21 protein-coding genes are annotated in these 23,331 nt (G+C 44.5%); 7 read left to right on the plus strand and 14 right to left on the minus strand.

Going from position 1 to position 23,331, the window contains the following annotated elements:
- Nucleotides 1-309: 309 nt before the first annotated feature.
- The 12 genes from AC23N5_RS28735 to AC23N5_RS28790 form a co-directional block, all read right to left on the minus strand.
- The gene (locus tag AC23N5_RS28735; protein WP_487758154.1) at nt 310-1,506 is read right to left on the minus strand and encodes an anhydro-N-acetylmuramic acid kinase; all 1,197 of its coding nucleotides are present in this window, start codon (nt 1,504-1,506) and stop codon (nt 310-312) included.
- An 11-nt stretch (nt 1,507-1,517) separates the two neighbouring features.
- Nucleotides 1,518-2,063: an NADH-quinone oxidoreductase subunit J family protein gene (locus AC23N5_RS28740; protein WP_183979428.1), complete on the minus strand. Its 546-nt coding sequence runs from the start codon at nt 2,061-2,063 to the stop codon at nt 1,518-1,520.
- Between the two features lie 12 nt (nt 2,064-2,075).
- The gene (locus AC23N5_RS28745; protein ID WP_487758155.1) at nt 2,076-2,654 is read right to left on the minus strand and encodes a NuoI/complex I 23 kDa subunit family protein; all 579 of its coding nucleotides are present in this window, start codon (nt 2,652-2,654) and stop codon (nt 2,076-2,078) included.
- 70 nt (nt 2,655-2,724) lie between these two features.
- On the minus strand, nt 2,725-3,828 hold the full coding sequence (gene nuoH / locus AC23N5_RS28750) for an NADH-quinone oxidoreductase subunit NuoH (RefSeq protein ID WP_183979423.1): 1,104 nt from the start codon (nt 3,826-3,828) through the stop codon (nt 2,725-2,727).
- Between the two features lie 18 nt (nt 3,829-3,846).
- Nucleotides 3,847-4,956, minus strand: coding sequence for an NADH-quinone oxidoreductase subunit G (locus tag AC23N5_RS28755; RefSeq protein ID WP_028526552.1), 1,110 nt, complete (start codon nt 4,954-4,956; stop codon nt 3,847-3,849).
- A gap of 35 nt (nt 4,957-4,991) precedes the next feature.
- Nucleotides 4,992-6,332 (minus strand): NADH-quinone oxidoreductase subunit NuoF, encoded by a 1,341-nt coding sequence (nuoF, locus tag AC23N5_RS28760; RefSeq protein WP_487758156.1) that lies wholly within the window; start codon nt 6,330-6,332, stop codon nt 4,992-4,994.
- Nucleotides 6,333-6,353: 21 nt separating this feature from the next.
- Nucleotides 6,354-6,854 carry an NADH-quinone oxidoreductase subunit NuoE family protein gene (locus AC23N5_RS28765; RefSeq protein WP_183979421.1) on the minus strand — a complete coding sequence of 167 codons (501 nt, stop codon included), beginning with the start codon at nt 6,852-6,854 and terminating at the stop codon, nt 6,354-6,356.
- Between the two features lie 12 nt (nt 6,855-6,866).
- Nucleotides 6,867-8,099 (minus strand): NADH dehydrogenase (quinone) subunit D, encoded by a 1,233-nt coding sequence (gene nuoD / locus AC23N5_RS28770; RefSeq protein WP_183979419.1) that lies wholly within the window; start codon nt 8,097-8,099, stop codon nt 6,867-6,869.
- Between the two features lie 18 nt (nt 8,100-8,117).
- Nucleotides 8,118-8,621 carry an NADH-quinone oxidoreductase subunit C gene (locus tag AC23N5_RS28775; protein ID WP_028526556.1) on the minus strand — a complete coding sequence of 168 codons (504 nt, stop codon included), beginning with the start codon at nt 8,619-8,621 and terminating at the stop codon, nt 8,118-8,120.
- Between the two features lie 24 nt (nt 8,622-8,645).
- On the minus strand, nt 8,646-9,191 hold the full coding sequence (locus tag AC23N5_RS28780) for an NADH-quinone oxidoreductase subunit B (protein WP_028526557.1): 546 nt from the start codon (nt 9,189-9,191) through the stop codon (nt 8,646-8,648).
- Nucleotides 9,192-9,210: 19 nt separating this feature from the next.
- Nucleotides 9,211-9,585: an NADH-quinone oxidoreductase subunit A gene (locus tag AC23N5_RS28785; protein WP_157607765.1), complete on the minus strand. Its 375-nt coding sequence runs from the start codon at nt 9,583-9,585 to the stop codon at nt 9,211-9,213.
- 142 nt (nt 9,586-9,727) lie between these two features.
- Nucleotides 9,728-11,893, minus strand: coding sequence for a T9SS type A sorting domain-containing protein (locus AC23N5_RS28790; RefSeq protein ID WP_183979417.1), 2,166 nt, complete (start codon nt 11,891-11,893; stop codon nt 9,728-9,730).
- A gap of 144 nt (nt 11,894-12,037) precedes the next feature.
- On the opposite strand from AC23N5_RS28790, the gene ffh reads away from it, so the two are divergent.
- The 5 genes from ffh to AC23N5_RS28815 all read left to right on the plus strand — a co-directional run bounded on the left by ffh (nt 12,038) and on the right by AC23N5_RS28815 (nt 18,537).
- Nucleotides 12,038-13,351: a signal recognition particle protein gene (ffh, locus tag AC23N5_RS28795; RefSeq protein ID WP_183979415.1), complete on the plus strand. Its 1,314-nt coding sequence runs from the start codon at nt 12,038-12,040 to the stop codon at nt 13,349-13,351.
- 12 nt (nt 13,352-13,363) lie between these two features.
- Nucleotides 13,364-13,870, plus strand: a complete 507-nt coding sequence (locus AC23N5_RS28800; RefSeq protein WP_487758157.1) for a hypothetical protein — start codon at nt 13,364-13,366, stop codon at nt 13,868-13,870.
- Entirely contained in the window at nt 13,858-14,388 is a 531-nt protein-coding gene (locus AC23N5_RS28805) for an NADH-quinone oxidoreductase subunit J family protein (protein ID WP_487758158.1), read from the plus strand. The genes AC23N5_RS28800 and AC23N5_RS28805 overlap by 13 nt, the downstream gene beginning before the upstream one ends.
- A gap of 46 nt (nt 14,389-14,434) precedes the next feature.
- Nucleotides 14,435-15,343, plus strand: a complete 909-nt coding sequence (locus tag AC23N5_RS28810) for a S66 peptidase family protein (protein WP_487758159.1) — start codon at nt 14,435-14,437, stop codon at nt 15,341-15,343.
- A gap of 71 nt (nt 15,344-15,414) precedes the next feature.
- Nucleotides 15,415-18,537 carry a ligand-binding sensor domain-containing protein gene (locus AC23N5_RS28815; RefSeq protein WP_487758160.1) on the plus strand — a complete coding sequence of 1,041 codons (3,123 nt, stop codon included), beginning with the start codon at nt 15,415-15,417 and terminating at the stop codon, nt 18,535-18,537.
- 70 nt (nt 18,538-18,607) lie between these two features.
- Here AC23N5_RS28815 and AC23N5_RS28820 read toward each other — a convergent pair whose 3' ends face one another.
- Nucleotides 18,608-20,377 carry an AMP-dependent synthetase/ligase gene (locus AC23N5_RS28820; protein WP_487758161.1) on the minus strand — a complete coding sequence of 590 codons (1,770 nt, stop codon included), beginning with the start codon at nt 20,375-20,377 and terminating at the stop codon, nt 18,608-18,610.
- A gap of 107 nt (nt 20,378-20,484) precedes the next feature.
- Between AC23N5_RS28820 and pbfA the strand changes: the two genes are divergently transcribed.
- Entirely contained in the window at nt 20,485-21,834 is a 1,350-nt protein-coding gene (gene pbfA / locus AC23N5_RS28825) for a (R)-1-hydroxy-2-aminoethylphosphonate ammonia-lyase (protein WP_487758162.1), read from the plus strand.
- Here pbfA and AC23N5_RS28830 read toward each other — a convergent pair.
- On the minus strand, nt 21,818-22,513 hold the full coding sequence (locus AC23N5_RS28830; RefSeq protein ID WP_183979402.1) for an arylesterase: 696 nt from the start codon (nt 22,511-22,513) through the stop codon (nt 21,818-21,820). The two genes, pbfA and AC23N5_RS28830, sit on opposite strands and share 17 nt — an antisense overlap.
- 116 nt (nt 22,514-22,629) lie before the next feature.
- Here AC23N5_RS28830 and AC23N5_RS28835 point away from each other — a divergent pair, with 116 nt between their 5' ends.
- A complete protein-coding gene (locus AC23N5_RS28835; protein ID WP_487758163.1) occupies nt 22,630-23,298 on the plus strand; it encodes an ABC transporter ATP-binding protein in 669 nt (222 codons plus the stop codon).
- Nucleotides 23,299-23,331 lie beyond the last annotated feature (33 nt).

A 23,331-nucleotide genomic window follows, 5' to 3' on the forward strand; every position in this document is an offset into this window, starting at 1 on the left:
ATCTGCGGTTATCTGCGGTTTTAGAATCAGCGTAAATCTGCGGGTAAATTATAAAGAAACTTAATAAACAACGTACTTAATTTAAGCCTTGGTCTTTGTCAAAGTTCAAGACTTAAACAAAGGAGGGTTTACGAAACTTTATAGGTGATTAGCAAAATTAAACACATAGTACACAAATCTAAAGGTCGATGCGTCTGACCGATTTCTTTGTTTACTATGTGTTTATTCTAATTGTGCTCTATGTGTTTTAAAGGGAAGGGAATGTTACTAAATCCTGCATTTATTTGTACACCCACAAAATACCAAGGCTTAATTTGGGAATGAAATTTTTCCCATCGAAACACTGGGGACTCCCTCTCTTGTGCCAAAGTCAAGGTTATTTCCACAAAGCGTTTCGTTGGCCAAAATGGCAAACAAAACCGCTTCTTTGGCATCTCCTGATATCCCTAAGGAATCGGTGGCATCCATCGGAAAGTCGGGAAGTAATTTGCGAAGTGCCTCAATGAGGGCAGGGTTGTGCATTCCCCCCCCGCTCAAATACAAATGATATTCTTGGTCTTTTTGGCACACTTTTAAAATGGCCTCAGCGATGGTTTCTGCCGAAAACTGAGTAAGGGTAGCGACCAAATCTTCGGGGGATAAGGAGGTGGTATTGCTGCGTTGCTGGGCAATTCGCACGTACTCCAAACTGAATAATTCGGGGCCCGTTGTCTTGGGAAAGGGCCCTTTAAAAAAGGCATCTTTTTTTAACGCGTCCAACAAAGATTGATTGACATGGCCACTTAGAGCCACTTTTCCATCTTGGTCGTAGGGCAAGTTAAAAAACTTACGCATAAAAGCGTCGATGAGGGTATTGCCTGGCCCAGTATCGGTGACGAACACCTCTTGGGCATTGAGCGACCCTGGCAGATACGTAAAATTGGCTATTCCGCCCATGTTGAGCATGATGCGGTTTTCATCTTTTTTGGAAAAAATAAAATAGTCGCCATAGACAGCAAGGGGCGCACCTTCACCACCCGCCGCGCAGTGTTTTTGCCGAAAATCACTCAGGGTAATAATGCCCGTCGTTACGGCGATATGGTCGCCATCGCCAATTTGAAGGGTAGCGTTGGGGTATTTATCTAGCCGATGCAAAATTTTGGGAGCATGAAAAACCGTTTGCCCATGACTAGCGACAACATCAATGTCTTGCGGGTCAATTTGCCATTTCTTCAAACAATCCAGCACGAGTTTTCCGTGCAAATTTCCGACCCACGGGTTGAGGAGACAAAGGTGTTGGAAATCAATTTCTTTTTTGGCAAAAACCCGACGAATTTCATCTTTGATGTCATCACCAAAGGCAATGGTATCGAATTTTTCGAGGGTAAGCGTTGTCTTTGCACCATGCCCACTAAAACGACATAGGGCTATGTCTAAACCATCCATGGATGTCCCAGACATGAGCCCTATGATTCGTCGCGTTGGCTTTTGTGCAATCTCAACTAATTTACTGAGGTTTGCATTCATTCGCCTGTCGATTAAAAATGTCTATCACCAGCTTCGCGGCGTCCCAACATCACGGCACCTACCATGGCAATTAGGAACAATACCGACGCTAATTCAAAAGGAAGTAAATAATCGTTGTAAAGTACATTGCCGAGGCTTTCGACCATCCCTACTTGTGAATCAAATTCGTAAGGGTTGTAAGAGCCAAATTGTGATTTACGCAACACACCGACCATGATAACCCCGAGGGTTCCACCCACAATAGTTGCCGCGATTTTGACTAAATTGGTTTTCGATTCTTCGTCTTCTTGACGCAAGTTCAAGAACATAATGACAAATAAGAAAAGTACCATGATAGCCCCTGCATAAACGATGATATTAACAGCAGCTAGGAATTGGGCGTTTAGAAGCACATAATGTCCTGATAAACAAAAGAAAGTGCCAATCAAAAAAAGTACGCTGTGAATCGGGTTTCTTGCTAAAACGACCATTAGCCCGCACAAAATCGTCAAAAACGAAAGTACGTAGAAAAAGATAGCGGCGGGGGTAAGGTTATTAATAAAAGTTGAAAAGTCCATCTTTAAGGTAGTTTACAGTTGTGTTCTTGGTTGTGCTACGATACCTTTCAAATCTTGTTCGTGCGCTTCTTCTCTGGTCCAAGCGGTGCGTAAATAGCGGTTGTTCATATTTTCGGCCAACTTGTCTTTACCCCAAATTACTTGATCACGTTCAGTAAATACGGGCAGAAACTCATCGTGACGAAGGTAAATGGCTTGTTTTGGACAAGCTTCCTCACACAGCCCGCAGAAAATACAACGTAGCATGTTGATTTCATACACGGCAGCGTATTTCTCTTCCCGATAAAGATTTTCTTCTCCTTTTTGGCGTTCTGAAGCCACCATTGAAATCGCCTCAGCAGGACAAGCTACGGCACACAAACCGCAGGCAGTACAGCGTTCGCGGCCTTGGTCGTCGCGTTTGAGGACGTGGCGCCCGCGAAATACGGGGCCTAGGTTCTTTTTAACTTCAGGATAACTGATGGTCACTTTTTTCTGAAAAAAGTGCTTAATCGTAATCCCTAGACCTGTGACGATGGCAGGAAGATAAATCTTCTCTGCAAAGGTCATTTCTTTATTACTAACTTGTTTTGAACGATTCGTAAGTTGCATAACTCAAAGGTTTACAGTTCCTAGTTTACAGTTTACAGGGCGATAATTAGTAAGCTGTAACACTTGTAAGCTATTTCAAAAGTGAAACTACTAAGGGTTTCAAGTACAAAATGGCGCCCCCCGTCAAGATAACATTGACAATGGCCAATGGAATAAGTCCTTTCCAGCCGAGGTTCATTAATTGGTCGTAACGGAAACGAGGCAATGTCCAACGTACCCACATGTAGAAGAATACAAAGAACAATGACTTACCAAAGAAAGCCAACGTACCTACTAATGTAGCAAGGTTGTGGCCCGTAATTTCTCCCGTTGCAGCAATCAATTTGGCTTGTACCCAATCCATGCCTGGGTAGTTGTACCCACCAAAGTAAAGACTGGCAATCATTGCGGATGAAACAAACATGTTGATGTATTCAGCAAAGAGATAGAAACCAAGTTTCATCGAGCTATACTCCGTATGATACCCACCAATGAGCTCTGTTTCACACTCAGGAAGGTCAAAAGGAGTACGGTTACACTCGGCAAACGCACAGGTAATGAAAATAACAAAACCCAACGGTTGATAAAATATATTCCAGTTGCCGCCGTGCTGTTGCTCCACGATATGACGGATAGAAAGTGACCCAGTCATCATCAAAATGGCAACAATAGCCAAACCCATTGAGATTTCGTAACTGATGTTCTGCGAAGCCGCACGAATGGCGCCTAAAAGCGAGAATTTGTTGTTGGAAGCCCAACCTCCCACCATGATTCCATACACACCAAGCGAAACAACGCCAAACACGTATAGGATTCCAATGTTAACGTCGATGGCTTGTACGGCCACATCCCAAACTTTACCAGGGGCGGCTTCGTACTTGATGCTGTCGCCAAACGGAATAACCGCGCTGGTCATTAAGGCGGTAAGCATGGAAAGACACGGGCCTAAAATAAACAGCCATTTGCTGGCATGTGATGGAATGAAGTCCTCTTTAAAGAACATTTTGACGGCATCGGCGATGGGTTGCAATAACCCAAACGGGCCTGCACGGTTAGGGCCAATACGGTCTTGAATAAAGGCTGCCACCTTGCGTTCTGCATAAGTGGAGTAAGTTGCTATCAACAGGGTAATGGCAAAAATGAGTAATATTATAATTGCCTTGATGATAAAAGCTGCGTCTATTGAAAAAGCCATAATCGAAGTGACTGTTTTTTAGTTGTTCTCGGCCAATGAACGTTGATTGGCTTTCGCGTTATTTTCTTTACTCAGTTCCCGAATGGTGCTGTTGTCAGTGACAAACGGGCGAGAGTCGTCAATTTGCTTGTATTGCGAGGCCGCTACTTTCAAACCAAACTCTGGTTTTTTCAAGTCAGCGCGGTATTTATTGGCCATAATCACCGAGTAACGTGCCACTTTCATGGGGCCTTCGATGGTCCAGTCACTGGTTTTTTTACGTTCAAAACGGCAGGTATTACAGATAAATTCTTTGACTTCGCCCCATTCGTTTTTGCGCGCAGTAACGCGGATTACTTCATCTCCACGGTACCACAACGTCACTTTACCACTGCATTTTTCACAATCACAATGTGCATCTACAGGCTTTGTGAACCAAACACGGTTTTTGAAACGGTAGGTCTTATCCGTCAATGCACCTACTGGGCAAACATCAATAACGTTTCCTGAGAAATCATTATCAATGGCTTTTTCGATGTACGTACTAATTTCGGCATGGTCGCCACGGTTCATCACCCCGTGTACACGTTTGTTGGTGATTTGGTCAGCAGTAAACACACAACGGTAGCACAAAATACAACGCGTCATGTGTAATTGAACATACGGGCCAATGTCTTGCTTTTCAAACGTACGACGGTCTTCTTCGTAGCGCGTTTGAACACGACCATGCTCAAACGCAAAGTCTTGAAGGTGGCATTCGCCTGCTTGGTCGCACACTGGGCAATCGAGCGGGTGGTTGAGGAGCAAAAACTCCACGATTCCCTTGCGGGTTTCTACCACGGCTTCGTTGGTGGTGTTTTCAACAATCATACCATCTTGCACCGTAGTAATACACGAAGGTACCAACTTAGGCATAGGGCGCGGGTCTTTGGCTGACCCTGCGGATACTTTTACCAAGCAAGCACGGCATTTTCCACCCGAACCCTTCAATGGTTCATAGTAGCACATAGCTGGAGGTGCAAGGTGCATTTTTGTAGGATCGGCTTCGGCGATTTTACGGGCCGCTTGCATGATGGTCGTTCCAGGCGGCACTTCGATTTCGATACCGTCAAACGTTATTTTGAATAACTGCGGTGCAGTAGTTTCCATGTATTATTCGTAGTTCAAAATCAAACTTCAATCTCTTAAACTAATTCCATTTCACCACGGTACACTGCACCGGGTTTTGTTGCTTCGAGCGGATGGGTCACGTGCCATTCAAATTCATGACGGAAGTGACGAATGGCCGCCGCTATTGGCCAAGCTGCTGCATCTCCCAATGGACAGATGGTGTTTCCTTCAATTTTCTTGGCTACGTCCACCAACAAGTCAATGTCACGCATGTTTCCTTTGCCGTGTTCGATGCGGTCGAGCACTTTATCCATCCAGCCAGTTCCTTCGCGACAAGGTGAACATTGTCCGCACGACTCGTGGTGGTAGAAACGGGCAAAGGTCAACGTATTGCGAACGATACAAGTGGTTTCATCCATGACGATAAATCCGCCCGATCCAAGCATGGTACCTGTGGCAAAACCTCCGTCAGACAATGATTCATACGTCATCAAACGTTTGTCACCATTGGCCAATGTTAGGATAAGGTTGGCTGGCAAAATAGGTACAGAAGAACCTCCTGCTACCACCGCTTTGAGGTGGTGCCCAGGGCGAATCCCGCCACACCATTCGTCAGCATAAATAAAGTCTTCCACTGTAATACCTAATGGAATTTCATAAACGCCAGGTTTGTTGACGTGGCCAGAAACCGAAATAAGCTTCGTTCCTGTGCTACGACCTACCCCAAGTGCCGCATAAGCTTCACCACCGTTGTTGACAATCCAAGGTGTATTTGAGATAGACTCCACGTTATTAACCACCGTAGGACATTGGTAAAGCCCCTTGACGGCAGGGAACGGTGGCTTGTTGCGTGGGTTTCCACGTTTTCCTTCCAATGATTCAAGAAGGGCGGTTTCTTCTCCGCAGATGTAAGCACCGCCGCCTGGTTGAACGACCAATTCAAGGTCATAGCCAGTTCCCAAAATATTTTTTCCTAAAAAGCCCGCAGCTTTTGCTTCTTCAATGGCTCTTTCAAGGATGTGAATGACGTACATCAATTCACCACGTACATAAATGAATGATTTTTTGGCACCAAGCGCAAAACTTGAAACAATCATCCCCTCAATCAACAAGTGAGGGTTGTTTTTCATTAAATAGTGGTCTTTGAAAGTACCAGGTTCTGACTCATCGGCGTTGCAGACCAAGTAGCGAGGAACTCCTTCTGGTTTGGCCAAAAAGCTCCACTTCATTCCCATCGGGAAACCTGCTCCACCGCGTCCTCTGACACCTGATTTTTTGACTTCCTCCACGATTTCGTCAGGAGTCATTTTTTTCAATGCCTTTTCTACCGCAGTATAACCGCCCATCTTACGATAGACTTCGAAGGTGTCGATACCGGGAACATTTATGTGTTCGGTAAGAATTTTTACTGGCATAGTATATCGATGAAATATCTTTTAGTCTTTGCTTAATTCGTCAATGATTTCGTCAATCTTGTCATTGGTCAGGTTCATGTAGTACTTTTCACGAACCTGAAAGACGGGTCCCCATCCGCAGGCAGCCAAGCACTCCACTTCTTTGATGGTAAATTTGCCATCAGCGGTAGTTTCGCCCGTATCAATTCCCAATTTTGTCTTGAGGTATCCATAAACATCTTCACCACCCATGAGGCAGCAAGGACCCGTACGGCAATACTCAATGACGTGTTTGCCAACGGGGTCAAGGTGAAACATGGTATAAAACGATGCCACCTCATATACTTCAATGGGCAAAATAGTGAGCAATCCAGCCACATAATCCATCACCTCAGGACTTACCCAGCCATATTGTTCTTGGGCAAGGTGAAGCAAAGGCAAAAGGGCAGATTTTTGTTTACCTTCTGGATAGCGAGCTATGATTTCTTTGGCTTTGGCTAGACGCTCGGTAGTAAAAGCAACAGTATGTGTAGTTTCAGTCATTTTCAAAGTCGATTAAGCATCCAACTCACCTGCAATTACGTTAAGACTACTCATGGTCACGATAGCATCTGAGATGGTGCTACCAACGCACATTTCAGGATAAGCCTGATAATAAATAAAACACGGACGACGGAAGTGCAAACGGTAAGGCGTACGTCCACCATCGCTGATTAAGTAGAATCCAAGTTCTCCGTTTCCACCTTCAACAGCATGATACACCTCGCCAACGGGAGCGTCGATTTCACCCATCACAATTTTGAAGTGATAGATGAGTGCTTCCATGCTACGATATACTTCTTGCTTTGGAGGCAGATAGTATTCTGGGGCATCGGCAAAGTAAGGGCCTTCTGGAAGATTTTTCAACGCTTGCTCAATGATGCGAAGGCTTTGCCAAATTTCCTCGTCACGAACCATGAATCGGTCGTATGTATCGCCATGTTGTCCAACTGGAATGTCAAATTCAAAATCTTCGTACGAAGAATAAGGGTTCATCACCCGAACGTCGTAGTCCACCCCAGCAGCACGAAGGTTTGGCCCCGTAAAGCCGTAACTCATAGCACGCTCGGCAGAGATAGCGCCAACCCCAACGGTACGATCCATAAAAATACGATTGCGGTTAAATAACCGTTCGAATTCTCTGAAAATAGGGGGGAATGTCGTCAAAAACTCATTGATTTTGCGAATCGCTTCTTTCGACAAATCGCGTTCCATTCCACCTACGCGACCCATGTTGGTTGTCAAACGCGCACCACACATTTCTTCGTAAATTTCATAGATTTTTTCACGGTACTCGTAGATGTACAAAAAGCCCGTAAATGCTCCTGTGTCAACGCCTAAGATACCGTTACAAACGATGTGGTCGGCAATACGTGCCAGCTCCATCATAATAACGCGAATGTATTGAGCCCGTTTTGGAACCTCAACGCCGAGGAGTTTTTCAACCGTCATGTGCCATCCCATGTTATTGATAGGAGACGAGCAGTAGTTCATGCGGTCGGTGAGGGTCGTAATTTGGTAAAACGGACGACGCTCGGCAATTTTTTCAAAAGCGCGGTGGATATACCCGACTGTTTGTTCCCCAGCAATGATTTTTTCACCATCCATCGTCAACACGTTTTGGAAAATACCGTGTGTGGCGGGGTGGGTAGGGCCAAGGTTGAGGGTAGTCAGTTCATTGACGTATTGTACTGGTTCGTCTTTGACAAGAGTACCGCTAGTTGATTTGGCAATGTTAGCTTCGGTCATTTCTTGTTTTACTTAAAATTATCTTCCAAAAAGAGCATCAATTTTATCTTCACGGGTAGCGTCTTCCAACGGATATTCGCGGCGCATTGGGTGGTAATCCATTTCTTCCATGTTCAGGATACGAATTAGATTAGGGTGGCCATCGAAGATGATTCCGAAGAAATCAAACGTTTCGCGTTCCATCCAATTGGCGCTTGCATATACTTCGGAGGCCGTTGGAATGTGCAAATCGGCTTCTGCCAAAAAGACTTTAATACGTACCCGAAAATTGTGAATAAAACTGTGCAAGTGATATACCACACAGTATTCGGTGGCGGGGGTGGTGTCAGGAAAATGTACCCCAGTAATATCTGTTAGAAAGCCAATTTTAAATTCTGAGTGATTTTTGAGGTATTCGAGCATTGGAATAATCTGCTCACGCGTGGTAGTCAACGTGAGCAACCCAAATGGCTCTTCAAAATCATATACATCATCCCCAAATTTCTTGACGATTTCTTCTGCTACTGATTGATTGTTGAGCATAAGTCTCAATGATAAAATCGATGATTACTGAATGTTATACGATGCCAAAAGTGCTTGATACTCGGCACCATTACGACGGCGGAGTGATTCGTTGTGGGTAAGTTCACGTACTTGCATGATGCCTTCCAAAATTTGCTCAGGGCGAGGAGGGCAACCAGGTACATATACATCTACAGGAATAACGCGGTCGATGCCCTGCAAAACGCTGTACGTATCGAAAACACCACCACTTGAAGCACACGCACCAATGGCAATAACCCAACGAGGTTCGGCCATTTGAAGGTAAACTTGTTTCAAGACAGGGGCCATTTTCTTGGCAATGGTTCCTGCAACCAGCAACATGTCAGCTTGGCGAGGTGAGAAACTAGGACGCTCTGAACCAAAACGAGCCAAGTCATAACGCGAAGCCATGGTGGACATAAACTCAATTCCGCAGCAAGACGTCGCAAACGGCAATGGCCACAACGAGTGACTACGGGCCAAACCTACTACTTTATCAAACGAGGTAGCAAAGAAGCCCGAACCTTCGAATCCTTCAGGGGCTTCTACTATTTTTATATCAGTTGCCATAATTGATGGTTAATCGTTGTTATTTTTCCCAGTCTAAAACACCTTTGCGGATAATGTAGTAGAAGCCAGCCAAAAGCAAGCCCATGAATAAAATCATTTCTACAAATCCTAGCGACCCTAATTTTTGGAAATTGACCGCCCAAGGGTACATAAAAATAACCTCCACGTCAAACAAGACGAAAAGAATAGCTACTAGAAAATACTTGATGGAAATAGGAGTACGCGCATCTCCTTTTGATTCGATACCACATTCAAAAGCTTCGTCTTTACGCTCACTGTTTCGCTTTGGACCAATAGAGTGCGTTACTATCATGGTCACCACGATGAAGGCCAATGCCAAGCCTAGTTGAATGAGGATAGGTAGGTAGTCTGAAGGTAAATAATTCATTCGTATGGGGATTGGTTAATGCAGATTAACTTAATACTCAAAATTAGGAATGTCCGTTAAGTAAACCAAATGTTAGGGCTTTGGTTTTTGAACGGCGCTGTAAAATTAATAAGAAAGGCTTCTGTACACCACAGAAGCCCCGAAAATATCAATAATCTATAATAATTCGTCGTGAATCGTTGAGGGTGGTGGACGAAATTTTGAAAATATATTCCCCATCTGGGAGGTGCGACAAATCCACTACTTTGCGGACGTCCAACACGGGAAGTTTCTCACGGTAAACCACTTGACCCGAAATGTGGGCGACGGTTATCTGCACATTTGTCAGGTCTTGGAAGGTTTCAATGGCAATTTTTCCATGACGACTCGGATTGGGATAAATTATTAAACCTTCTTCCTCACCAGCGGGGCGAACGGTTATTTCTGAAGAAAAAGGAGATACACACGTACGTGAACTGCCGCCCGTCGATGATACAAACGTCACCCGAGAACGGACACTGAATGCACCAATAGATGTTGTCTTGATGGCAGATTGCTTGTTGGGCAGTGCGCGGCTACCTTGTTGCCAGTCCCAAGAAATGGCCGAAACCTTTGAGTCAGCAAACGAATAGATCGTAGAATCAACAGCCGCTTGTACACTGTAAGGACCTGATTGAACAATAGACGGAGCCTTTATGCTGATAGTTTTAATGGTTACTGGTGACGAAACAGCAGAACTACACCCGTAAATATTTGAAATTCTAGCAGTGTATTGGCCTGGGTTTTTTACCGAAATAGTTCTGCCTTCAAATGAATTACTCCAAGTAACGGTATTAACAGCTGATACATTGACCGACAAGGTGATGGTCGAGTCAGCACAAATTACTTGTTCGCCACTTGGTGTAATGGTTGGAACAGGTGGTTCAACGTTTTCAGTCACTGTGATAGGGGCTGTCAAGTAGGTATTCCCTGCGTTATCTTTCATCGTAACTTGGTAGGTACCTGCTCCCTTTACCGTAATGATTTGGGTAGTTTCACCAGTACTCCACAAGTAAGAAGAAAAGCCATTGGGCGCTTTGGCATTAAAACTAACAGCAGGGGTATTGCAACTGATAGAAATGGGTAAAACTGTCCGTGCCATAACGGGCACCACGGTGGCAAAAAAGCTTGGAGGAAGAGAATTATCCCACGCCCGTGCTACATCTACCAAGCCTTGGCCTTGGAAGTGAACGTAGTCGTCTTCGCCATTGACGGGATTTTTGGCAAGTCGCGGTACTTGAATATTATCGGTGAAAGGCCCACCGTAACATTTGTTAAATGGAATATTAATGACGGCTGTTTGGGCGTCAATTACATCTTGAGATACAAACGAGGCGCTGTTGAAGGCATAACGAGAAGTGCGCGACAACACCCATGGAAGTGACGATAATACTTCTCCTTGCTCAATGCGAGCAACGTTTACTAAGCCTTGTAATGAATTTTGGTAAGCTGCTTTTGTTACACGGGCGGCGGCATCGTTTTCTCCTTGCAACCATAAAACAGCCCGTAATCCTAAGATAGAACCATAGTATTGGAGCGATGCTTTGAGGTTAGCATAAGGCATGCCTGGAGGTAAGAATACGCCTGGAACTCGGCTCTCAACGGGCTTGCCATTGGCGGCATCTAACCAGTTTTGGGTAGAAGTGTCAAACCAAGAGGCGTTCATGAACATCACGGGAACATTGAGCTTTCTGACGAGCAAGTCGCCCAAGGCACCCCAGCACCAAGCGCTGCGTCCACGAGGTCCAATGACCATATTGGCGGTAACCTGAGCGAAAGTAAGTGTCGGATTGTTGGTTTTGTCTGAATTTTGATTGTCCCAAGTTACGGCATTTACGCGGTCATCAGTGGCAGCGGGAGCGCCAAAATCGAAGAAGCCTTGGGCATTGGATTGGCCTGCAATCAGAAATACTTCCCCAACACCTACCCGACTGATGGCGTCACGTCCTATCTGGTTTGGGCCATAAAATCCCCTTACTTCTAGCGTGTACCACCCCCCACGGCCTGTCAGAGTACCTAAAAAAGTGCCTCCACTGGGATTTGTTTGAATGGTAGTCCAGTCAGTGGCTTGTCCTTGCCCTGCGAGCACAGGTACTAGCCGTGCTTCGATGCGGTCAACCGCTTGGGTATAGTAGCCGCCAATAGAAATAACTGCTTGGTTGGCGTTGTTACGCTGAAAAATGGCTCTTTCGACGGGAAAAGTAATTTTGACTTGGGCCATCAACGTACCTACTGTCATAAACACAATCAGTAACACATTCAACCAGCGCCAGTAAGTAGTTGTTCTTCTCTGCATAATCATGACGGACGTTTCGATTTTTAAGTTTTTTGCGGCGCAAATTTAAAATTATCACACTACTTTTCACACTGCTATTCAAAGTTATTATGGTTTCCAGACTTGTTTCACTAAATTTGTGGCCTCATTTTATTTGCGTTTACTATGTTTGAAAGCTTACAGGATAAATTAAACAAAGCCATTCGAACCCTCAAGGGGAAAGACAGAATTACGGATATTAACGTAGCCGCCACGATTAAAGAGGTGCGCCGCGCCTTGGTGGACGCCGACGTTAACTTCAAAGTTGCCAAAGAAATTACGGACAGAATCAAAGATAAAGCCCTCGATCAGAAGATTTTGATTGCGGTTGAGCCTGGGCAAATGTTCGTAAAAATTGTCCATGAAGAGTTGACTGAATTGATGGGTGGGCATGCCGAAGGTATCAATACTAAAGGTGATCCTGCCGTAATTTTGATTGCGGGTCTTCAAGGTTCGGGTAAAACAACGTTTTCGGGTAAATTGGCCAGCTCACTCAAACGCCAAGGGCGTCAGGTGTTGTTGGCGGCCTGTGATATTTACCGTCCTGCGGCGATTGACCAGCTGAAAGTGCTTGGTGAGCAAATAGGTGTAGAAGTTTTTGCCGAGCCAGAAAATAAAAATGCAGTAGAAATTGCCCAAAACGCCATTGCCCACGCCAAAAAGTCGGGCAAGAAAATTGTGATTGTCGATACAGCGGGTCGTTTGGCCGTTGACGAGGTCATGATGCGTGAGGTTGAAAATATCAAAGCAGCCCTAAAGCCTTCCGAAATTTTGTTCGTTGTTGACTCAATGACGGGGCAAGATGCGGTAAATACGGCCAAGACGTTCAATGAACGTTTGAACTTTGACGGGGTTGTACTTACCAAATTAGACGGTGATGCTCGTGGGGGAGCGGCGCTTTCAATTCGCCAAATTGTAGATAAACCGATTAAGTTTATCTCAACGGGCGAAAAAATGGAAGCCCTTGATAGTTTCCACCCTGATCGTATGGCGAGCCGTATTTTGGGAATGGGAGACGTACTTTCGTTGGTAGAACGCGCTCAACAAGCCTTTGACGAAGACGAAGCGAAGCGTTTGAACGCCAAAATGCGTCAAAATAAGTTCGATTTCAACGACTTCTTGGGACAATTACAACAAATCAAAAAGATGGGTAACGTCAAAGATTTGTTGGGAATGATTCCAGGCATGGGAAGTGCCGTGAAAGATATGGATATCGACAACGATTCTTTCAAACCGATTGAGGCCATCATCCAGTCAATGACTCCGAAAGAACGCGAAAACCCAGACATGATTGACAATAGCCGTAAGAAACGTATTGCAACAGGTAGTGGTACATCTTTACAGCAAGTAAATAATCTTTTGAAACAGTTTGACGAAATGCGCAAAATGATGAAAAAGATGAATACAATGGAAAAAATGGGTAAACTTAAAATGAGATAAAACCATTTTCAAATGTTTTTAACGCAGAACCAATCATTAAACCCCGCTCGGACTTTTCTCCGAACGGGGCTTTTTTTAGGCTTATTCTTGGGAATGGCTCAGGTGAAAGCTCAATCGGTAGGATACTACCCTTGGAATGGCCTGATTTCGGTGAGTACAAACCCTGCCAAGGTTTTTTGGCTGGATGCTCGCCTACAAACCAACACCTTGTTTGGAAGCCTTAGTACGGAGGTGTTGCCTTTGTTTAATTTTAAACAAACAAGCGCCGCTCAATTTTATGCAGGCGGGGGCGTACGGTTTAATTTTATTGGGGTGTTGGCCAATCAAACAAAAAATGTGGTGGAAGGCTATTCGCTCAATATCGGAACGCGCGTTTCGCTCTTTAAAACAGTGCCCCAAGTAAAAATTGCGTTAGAAATTGCCCCTTACGTCGAGCGAAAGTTTGAGTCGGGCATTCTAAAAAGTAACTTTGGGCTGATTTACACCTTTGGAAAAAATAGCGGAGAATGGAAGAAATAGCATTTTATGGCTTTTCAGCACTTGCAGTGGGGGCAGCCCTTACGATACTCTTTACCCGCAATGTGATGTATGCCGCTTTGAGTTTGTTTATTACTTTATTGGGGGTTGCGGCGCTGTTTGTCTTGGCAGGAGCCGATTTTTTGGCAGTGGCTCAGTTACTTATTTACGTAGGTGGGGTGTTGATTCTCCTCATTTTTGGGGTCATGCTGACGCACCGAGCCGACCGAACGGATAGCCAACAGGCGAATATTGTCCTGACGACCCACGTAAACCATTTTTGGGGAACTGTGGTGGCGTTGGCCATTTTTGGCGGTTTATTCTGGTTGATTGTTCATGCCAATTTTCTTATTCTACACGGCCCCGACGATGTGATTGACCCAGCCGTTAGAAGTACAACACTACGTCAGTTTGGGATTCATCTAATGACAACCCACGTTTGGGCTTTTGAAGTAATAGGTATTTTGTTGCTCATGGCCCTGATTGGCGCTACCTATTTGGCCGTTAAGCGAGAAAAATAGAAAAATTAAAACAGGATTTTTTGAACTTAAAGAAGCTAGACTTTACGTGATAAGACCATCATTTTTACAAGCTGGAGACCGAGTAGGGGTAGTGGCAATGGCCAGTAAAGTGTCGTACCCATCATTGGAAGAGGGGTTGCGAATTTTGCGAGAAGACTGGGAGCTTGAGGTAGTTGAAGGTCACACCCTCTATTCTCATTACAACCAGTTTGCAGGAACCGACGAGCAGCGACGTCAAGACTTACAACACATGCTTGACGACCCGAGCATAAAGGCTATTTTCTCGGCGAGAGGTGGTTATGGTAGTTCAAAAATTATTGATACCCTCCATTTTCAAAAGTTTAAAAAATCGCCCAAATGGCTGGTAGGTTTTAGCGATATTACGGCCGTACACTGCCACTTGCACCGCCTTGGTTTTGAGAGTTTGCACGCTACTATGCCAAAGTTATTTGGCCAAGAAGGCGCTGAAAATGCGCTTGAATCGCTGCGTAAAGCGCTTTGGGGAGAGCAACTTGCGTATGATGTGCCTGTCCATCCGTACAACCGAAATGGCAAAGCAGCGGCAACGGTAGTGGGTGGTAATTTATGCCTTTTAGCGCATTTGCTAGGGTCACGTTCTGAGATAGACACACGCGGTAAAATTTTATTTATCGAAGATGTAGAAGAATACTATTACAACCTCGACCGTATGATGGTTCAATTGAAACGAGCGCGTAAGCTAGATCAACTGGCGGGCATCGTCGTGGGGCAATTTACCGACCTCAAAGACAACGAATCTGCTTCTTTTGGTAAAAATCACTTCGAAATTATCAGTGACTACGTGCAAGAATTTGACTATCCCGTCGCCTTTGATTTTCCCGTCGGGCACGTCGCTGATAACCGTGCCATGGTAGTCGGACGACATGCGCTGCTGGAAGTGACGTCCGAAAATACTCGCTTGTGTTTTGACTCCTAAGTATATTTTTCTGTAACTTGCCCTATCTCTGCCTTTTGACAGAGGAAGTTATGGCCTAAACTCCCAGGTAAGTGTACAGATTATTCCTCTTCTTTCTAGGAATTCAGTTGGTAAGCCGATGCTTGTTTGCGCAGGATTATCGGGTGGAACATATTGGGGTAGAAAAAGGGCTATCACAAGGTTCGCCGTATCACATGCTCAAAGACTCACGGGGGTTTATGTGGTTTGGTACGCAAGATGGTTTGAATCGTTACGATGGACATTCGTTTAAGGTATATAAACCAGACCCCAACAACCCTTACACGCTTCATGGGGTAAATATTGCGGGCATCGTTGAAGATCGCCGTGGCAATATTTGGCTAGGTACCGAGGAAGGGTTGAATTGTTATGAACGTTCGACAGAGCATTTTACCCTCATTGTTGACAAAAAACACGCGGGTATCAAAAAACGAACCGCTCCGTTTTATGCCGATCAAGACGAGCTTTGGTATATCAGAGAAGGCGAGGGGATGTTGGCGTATCACTTCAAAACCAAAACCCATCGGGTGATTGCGCCAGAGGTATTTATTTCTCAGGATTTTGACTACATTGATTGGACCACGCGAACGCCTGCGGGAGATGTTTGGATGGTGGGCGACAAAGGGGTAGTGCGGTATAATATCAAAGAAAAAAAATACCATTATTATTTTAGCCAATCTCCCAAAAACGAACTCGGCACTCCACTTAATATCATTTGTTTGTACGTGGACGCCAAAAATACGGTTTGGCTGGGGTCGTTAAACGGCGTCATTCGTATTGACAATACCTATACAACTTTTCAATTCTTTGATAAATCGGTAGAAGGACAGCCGATTGGGGCAGTGTATAGCATTGCTGAGGGCATCAATAAAAAATTGTGGATAGGAACCCAACGAAATGGTTTTTGGATTTTGAATCCCGCCAAATTGACCCTGCAACCTTTGTCGTTACCCTTGGTCACACCCCGAAAATTAGACAATTACGAGATTACCCGTATTTACGTTGACAATAGAGGAATTATTTGGGCGAACGTTGACCCAGATGGGCTTTTAAAAGTAATTCCGAATGCTTCTGTTTTGCGAAAAGTAACCGATACCCCCGATTCGCCAGATGAAAGGCGTTTGGATAATTTTTCGGTTCGGTGTTTTGCCCAAAGTCCCGATGGGAACGTGTGGGTGGGCACCGAAGGTAGTTTAAACGTATATCAACCCAAAAACCGCACCATCATCAAGCGATACCTGACGAAGGCTGCCATGCCAACCATTCCTTCGTTAAATTTTATAAAATCGTTGCTTCGCGACAGCCATAATCGGATGTGGTTAGGCACGTACGGTGGCATTATGTATTTTGATCCAAAGGCAGAAAAATTTACGCTTTTTCAGTTTGACAAAAACCCTTCTCGAAACAACTATACACGAAACATTACTGAACTTTCTGACAGTTTATTTTTACTTGGTACTCCGCAAGGCCCGTGGATTTTTAATGTCCAAAAGGCAACTTTTTCACGTCCTCCCATGCTGAAAAATCGAAATGTGTTTTCGGTGTTTCAATCCAAAGATAGTACCATTTGGGTGTCGTCTTATTTTGATGGATTGTACGGATATCGTTACCGAAACAACCAATGGAAGCAGGTATATTATGGAATGAAGTATTTCAATATCAATGTGATACGCGAAGATACAATTCGTGGAAAGCTTTGGGTTGGTACGGAGAAAGGGCTGCTCGAACTAAATCCAAAAAATAGGGTTTATCGCTTTTATAACGACCGAAATGGCCTAGCCAATTCGTATATTTATGGGATAATTATCGACAAAAAAAGAGACTTGTGGCTCAGTACAAATCACGGTATTTCGCACTTTGATCAACAAACAAACCAGTTCCGAAATTTTGATGTAGCTGATGGCATTCAGGGATACGAGTATAACGGGAATGCGTTTTTGGAGACCAGTGAAGGAGAGATATTTTTTGGTGGGGTAAAAGGTTTTAACAGTTTTTATCCCGAACGAATGCGGAAATTATCCTTTAAGCCTAGTGTTCATTTGTACAATTTTAGTGTAAATGAAGCAGCCTATCCATTGGAAAAACAAATCAACGAAACCGATGCCGTTTCGTTACCCTATTCCCAAAATACCTTTTCGTTGGAATTTGCGGCCATTGATTTTTACAGTAATGGCCGAAATGCATACAAATATAGGCTGGAGGGGCAAGACGATGATTGGGTGCGCAGTGGTAGTAAAAATTATGTGCGGTATGCTAACCTCGCACCAGGTCGATACGTTTTTCGGGTGATGGCCTCCAACCGTGATGGGCTGTGGAGTGATGATGAAAAGAAGCTTTTTATTCGGATACAACCTCCGTTTTGGCAAACGTGGTGGTTCTATTTTGTTTGTACGGGTTTGTTCGGTTATGTGGCTTTTGTGGCAGGGAAAAACAGACTTGTTCGTTTGAAAGAAAAAGAACAAGAAAGACTACGAATTGCTTTGGATGCGCAGGAACAAGAACGTAAGCAAATAGCCCAAGACCTGCACGATGAGGTGGGAGCAAGACTTGCAACACTCAAGCTTTATGCGTCCACGATGACAAAATATTTGTCTAAAAAGCCTGAAAGTCAGGAGATAAAAAGTAAAACATTGGAGATAATCAATGACTCCATTGTGGACATTCGACGGATGCTGCGCGAGCTAAGTCCGAGGGTGTTGGAACAATACGGTTATGCAGCGGCCATTGAAGAGTTGGTGCGCAAAATCAGTCAATCGGGCGTGGTAGGTGTAGAAATGGATGCCTCTCGGCTGCCCGAACGTTTACCTACCGAAATCGAAACGGGCTTGTACCGAATCACCCAAGAGTTAATGAACAACAGCCTAAAACACGCTGATTGTAAGAAGATTACCATTCGTGCGCATCAAGATGAAGATATCATTCATTTTGATTATTTTGACGATGGCAAAGGATTTGATTATGCGAAGGCAAAGCAAGGGCTTGGCATTGGGAATATCGAATCGAGGGTGGCCGTTTTGCGGGGACAAATTGTCTGGACGCCAAAAGTAGGGGAGGGAAATGCCGTGTTTATTCAAATCCCTACGACCTCAAAACGCCCCGAATTATCGCTTCTGGACGTAAAACAAGTCATTGAATCACTTCGGAAATGGTTGGTGTCGTTCAGAGAAATCAATTGAATATGAAATATTTGATTGATTTATAGCTACTTATCTGGTCTTATGTTTCTTATATGATTGTTAAAATAGCCTAATCAAACAACCCCGCAATTTCCGCTTTGTATTTTTCCTGAATTATACGGCGTTTGGGTTTGAGGGTGGGGGTTAGTTCTCCATTTTCAACCGAAAGTGGGCTTGATAATAGGTGGTATTTTTTGATGCGTTCGTATGGAGCTAATTCCCGATTTTCGTTTTCAATTTCCGCGCGAAGTTTGGCCACTACTTTTTCATTCTTGATGATTTCTTCGTCGCTGGTATAGGTGATGTTTTCGACCCGACAAAATTCTTTGATGGCTTCAAACGACGGAACAATCAAGGCCGCGGCGTATTTTTGACCATCACCCATTACCACCGCTTGTTCAACAAAAAACGATTCTTTGAGTTTGGCCTCGACGGCTTGAGGAGCCACGTATTTTCCTGCGGAAGTTTTGAAAATTTCTTTTTTACGGTCGGTGATTTTTAAAAAACGACCATCTATCCATTCGCCAATGTCACCCGTGTGAAACCAGCCGTTCGCGTCAATTACTTCGGCTGTGAGTTCTGGTTTTAAGTAATAACCTTTCATTACATTGGGGCCCTTGACCAAAATTTCACCATCGTCGGCCAATTTTACTTCGACGCCGTCAATCACAAGCCCAACTGTTCCGATGCGCACTTCGGGCTGGGGAAAAAGCCGATTAAACGAAATAACAGGCGAGGTTTCAGTCAGACCATATCCTTCGCAAACGGGAATTCCTGCGGCCCAAAACACCCGTGCAATGCGTGGCGGCGTGGCGGCTGCCCCTGCTACAATCATTTCCAATTTTCCTCCTAACCCTTCTTGCCATTTGCTGAAAACCAGTTTACGGGCTAACTTTAGTTGAGCATTGTACAAAAATCCCATGGAGTTATTTGGGTCATACTTCAAACCTAAATCAAGCGCCCAAAGAAATATATTTCGCTGAATGCGAGGTTGTTCGTAACCTTTGGCGATAATTTTATCATACACTTTTTCCAACAAACGAGGCACCGTAGAAAGTACCGTTGGGCGTACCTCTTTGAGATTTTCGGCAATGGTGGCTACGTTTTCGGCGTAGTAAATTGAAATCCCCGAGCGCAAATACACGTATTGTACCATGCGTTCAAAGACGTGATTGAGGGGTAAGAAACTCAACGCACGCGCCTCAGTCCCAAACGCAATCAATTTACATCCTTCAATGACGTTGCTGATGAGGTTTTGGTGGCTGAGCATTACGCCTTTAGGGTTGCCCGTTGTGCCTGAAGTATAAATAATACTCAAAAGGTCGTCGGGTTGGACATTGGCTTTGCGTCTATTCAGTTCGCTACGGTGGGCTTCGTTGGCTTGGGCTTGTACGTCTAGCCAATTTTTAGCACTTTTTACGGAATCAAAGGTGTACATTTCTTCGATGCTAGGCGCAGTGGTAACAATGTCAAGGAGTTTGCGGAAAAGGCTGGCATCGCCTACAAACACAAATTTTACTTCCGATTCATGAAAAATAAATTGAAAATCGTCGAGCGTGAGGGTAGGATAAATGGGTACCGAAATAGCTCCTATCTGTTGGATGGCAAAATCTAAAATATTCCACTCGGGGCGACCATCAGAAACGATGGCAATTCGATCGCCGACATTAACCCCTAAGCCGATGAGCCCCAAACTCATTTCGTCAATCTGGTGAAGAATATCTGTGGCCGAAAACGTCAGCCATTCGCCTTTACGTTTACAGGCTAGGACGTTGGCTTTGTTTTGAGGTCGAACGGCGTACTCAAGAATGTCGAATATACGAGTAGTAGAAGATAGCATAGCGGTAACATCGGGTTTAGCTGAGTAAAATAAAAAAGAAGCAATCAATGTTGCAAAAAGAAACAGCTTATATTTGGAAATGCAACCCTTACCAAACCTTTAAATAGATGTCAAAAAATACCATTTCTGAGGATCAAGGCGATATAAACAGCTCACAACAACGCCAATTGTTTTACGAAAAGCTCGACGAACAAACGCACTTTTGGCTAGAAGAAGATGCCAAATATTTTTTACACCAAGCGCTTTCTACACCCGTAATGAACGTTTTATCCCGAACGGAAGGGGCGTATATTTATGATTTGAGCGGAAAAAAATACTTAGACATGCACGGTAATGGCGTCCATAATGCGGGTTTTAATAATCCCAAGGTCGTGGAAGCACTTCAACATCAGATGCAGGAAGCGTTGGCTTTTACGCCGCGCCGTTATACCAATATTCCAGCCATACAGTTGGCCAAAAAACTAACAGAAATTACACCCGCAGGGCTCGATAAAGTTCTTTTTTGTCCAGGCGGCTCTGAGGCCATCGAAATGGCCGTGATGTTGGCAAAACAAATTACGGGAAAATGGAAAACAATTTCGTTTTGGGATGCTTACCACGGAACAGGGTATCAGGCGGCAAGTGTAAGCGGACAAGCACACTTTACGAAAGGAAATGGCCCGATGGTGCCAGGGGCGCTGCACGTTGAGTTTCCCAATTATTACCGAAATCCGTGGAATTGGACGGACCAAGATGCCATCGACGAAGAATATTTACGACAAATAAAACTCCTCATTCGGAACGAGCCTGACATTGCGGCCATCGTGGCCGAACCGATTTCTTCAACACCTGTTGTTCCTTCTAAAAATTATTGGCAAGAAGTACGTAACCTGTGCGATAGTGAGGGTATTTTCTTGGTTTTTGATGAAATTATCGAAGGCTTTGGGCGTACGGGTAAAATGTTTGCCAGCGAGCATTTTGTGACGCCCGACGTGTTGGTGTTGGGTAAATCATTGGGAGGTGGAATGTTGCCATTTGCGGGAATCGTTACCAAATCAGCCTACAATACCTTGCAACATCTTTCGATTGGACATTTTACCCACGAAAAAAATCCGTTGTGTGCCGCAGCGGGTTTGGCCGAAATCGAGTACATCGAAGAACACAATTTAGTAAATAATGCCGCCGAAAAAGGCGAGTATTTGATGGCGTCATTTCGGGAAATGCAAGAAAAATACCCGATTATCGGGAATGTCGCGGGCAGAGGTTTCCACATTGGTATTGATTTAGTAAAAGACCCCAAAACCAAAGAGCGAGCCTACGAAGCAGCCGAACGCATCATGTACCGCTGCATGGAACGAGGTTTGGCTTTCAAAACCATCGAAGGCAATGTAATCACCCTTCGTCCCTCGCTTATTCTGACCCAAGACCAGTGCGATTTTATCCTTGAAACCATCGAGGCGGCTATTCAGCTTGAGTAAGCATGGGCTGCAATACTTCCCAAACATTCTGAGCCACGATTTTCGCCCCAGCTTCGTTGGGGTGAATACCATCTTTTTGGTTAAGGTTAACTTCTCCCCCTACTTTTTCGAGTAAGAAAGGAATCAACCCAACGTTGTTTTTTTTGGCCAATTCGGGATAAATCACTTTAAATTCTTCGCCGTATTTTTTACCCATGCTCGGAGGTACTTGCATTCCCGCCAAAATAATTTTGGCTTCTGGATATTTTGCCTTCACTTTATCAATCATCGCTTGGAGATTTTTACGCGTTTCAGTCACAGCAATACCGCGCAGACCATCGTTTCCTCCTAATTCTAAAATAAAAATATCGACTTTGTTTTTTAACACCCAATCCAACCGACTGTTTCCGCCCGAAGTGGTTTCTCCGCTTAAACCCGCATTCACAATTTTATAGGGTAATTTCAAAGAATCAATGCGGTTTTGGAGAACGGAAGGGTACGCTTGTGCAGGTTCGAGTCCATAACCAGCCGTGAGGCTATTGCCAAAAATTAGGATGTTTTTTACTTCCTTTTGGGAAACAGCAACCGCCGCCGTGTCGGTAGTTTTTGATTGCTCAGTGCTCGTTTTCTCGCTCGTGTTGCAGGCCAGAAGTACTAAGGCAGAAAAATAAAGTGATAAACGCGAAACTATTTTAAGCATATTGTATTTTGATTAGGAAACCATCGAAACATAAACCCACGCAACGCCGCATAAGTTTCTGACAAAGAAAGTATTCCTACTGTACGAAGCAGTGGCGTTGTGTGAAACCTAATAATATGGCAAATATACTGCAACTTGAACACGTAGCGAAGGTATATCGCAGTGGAAACCGTGAACTCAAGGTACTTGATGATATTAATTTTTCGGTAGAGGCGGGGGCTACCCTCTCCATCGTAGGCCCGTCGGGGAGTGGAAAAACCACGTTGTTGGGGCTGTGTGCGGGGCTCGATCGTGCCACTTCGGGAAGTGTCGAACTAAACGGAATCCGCCTTAACAACCTCAATGAAGATCAACTCGCCGATGTTCGAAATCGGTACGTCGGCTTTATTTTTCAAAATTTTCAACTCTTGCCGACCCTAACTGCCCTCGAAAATGTCATGGTTCCCCTCGAACTTCGGGGTGAGAAAAACATTAAAAGTCAGGCGATGGATTTGTTGGATAAAGTTGGGTTGGCCGAACGGGGGCATCACTACCCTACACAACTCAGCGGTGGCGAACAACAGCGGGTGTCGTTGGCAAGGGCGTTTTCTAACCAGCCTCAAATTTTGTTTGCCGATGAACCTACGGGCAACCTCGACGCCGAAACAAGTGAAAAGGTCGAGAAGCTACTGTTTGACCTCAACAAAGAAGCAGGCACGACGTTGATTCTGGTGACGCACAACTTGGAATTAGCCGCAAAAACGCAGCATATTATCCGAATTAAAGGGGGAAAAGTAAATGGTTAATGGATATTTTAAAACCGCTTAAAAACTTTTGTT

Source organism: Runella sp. R5_40, assembly GCF_057652295.1.

Coding starts and splice junctions, on each gene's coding strand:
- AC23N5_RS28735 (WP_487758154.1), bottom strand. CDS start 1,506: ATGAATGCAAACCTCAGTAAATTAGTTGAGATTGCACAAAAGCCAACG.
- AC23N5_RS28740 (WP_183979428.1), bottom strand. CDS start 2,063: ATGGACTTTTCAACTTTTATTAATAACCTTACCCCCGCCGCTATCTTT.
- AC23N5_RS28745 (WP_487758155.1), bottom strand. CDS start 2,654: ATGCAACTTACGAATCGTTCAAAACAAGTTAGTAATAAAGAAATGACC.
- nuoH (WP_183979423.1), bottom strand. CDS start 3,828: ATGGCTTTTTCAATAGACGCAGCTTTTATCATCAAGGCAATTATAATA.
- AC23N5_RS28755 (WP_028526552.1), bottom strand. CDS start 4,956: ATGGAAACTACTGCACCGCAGTTATTCAAAATAACGTTTGACGGTATC.
- nuoF (WP_487758156.1), bottom strand. CDS start 6,332: ATGCCAGTAAAAATTCTTACCGAACACATAAATGTTCCCGGTATCGAC.
- AC23N5_RS28765 (WP_183979421.1), bottom strand. CDS start 6,854: ATGACTGAAACTACACATACTGTTGCTTTTACTACCGAGCGTCTAGCC.
- nuoD (WP_183979419.1), bottom strand. CDS start 8,099: ATGACCGAAGCTAACATTGCCAAATCAACTAGCGGTACTCTTGTCAAA.
- AC23N5_RS28775 (WP_028526556.1), bottom strand. CDS start 8,621: ATGCTCAACAATCAATCAGTAGCAGAAGAAATCGTCAAGAAATTTGGG.
- AC23N5_RS28780 (WP_028526557.1), bottom strand. CDS start 9,191: ATGGCAACTGATATAAAAATAGTAGAAGCCCCTGAAGGATTCGAAGGT.
- AC23N5_RS28790 (WP_183979417.1), bottom strand. CDS start 11,893: ATGCAGAGAAGAACAACTACTTACTGGCGCTGGTTGAATGTGTTACTG.
- ffh (WP_183979415.1), top strand. CDS start 12,038: ATGTTTGAAAGCTTACAGGATAAATTAAACAAAGCCATTCGAACCCTC.
- AC23N5_RS28800 (WP_487758157.1), top strand. CDS start 13,364: ATGTTTTTAACGCAGAACCAATCATTAAACCCCGCTCGGACTTTTCTC.
- AC23N5_RS28805 (WP_487758158.1), top strand. CDS start 13,858: ATGGAAGAAATAGCATTTTATGGCTTTTCAGCACTTGCAGTGGGGGCA.
- AC23N5_RS28820 (WP_487758161.1), bottom strand. CDS start 20,377: ATGCTATCTTCTACTACTCGTATATTCGACATTCTTGAGTACGCCGTT.
- pbfA (WP_487758162.1), top strand. CDS start 20,485: ATGTCAAAAAATACCATTTCTGAGGATCAAGGCGATATAAACAGCTCA.
- AC23N5_RS28830 (WP_183979402.1), bottom strand. CDS start 22,513: ATGCTTAAAATAGTTTCGCGTTTATCACTTTATTTTTCTGCCTTAGTA.
- AC23N5_RS28835 (WP_487758163.1), top strand. CDS start 22,630: ATGGCAAATATACTGCAACTTGAACACGTAGCGAAGGTATATCGCAGT.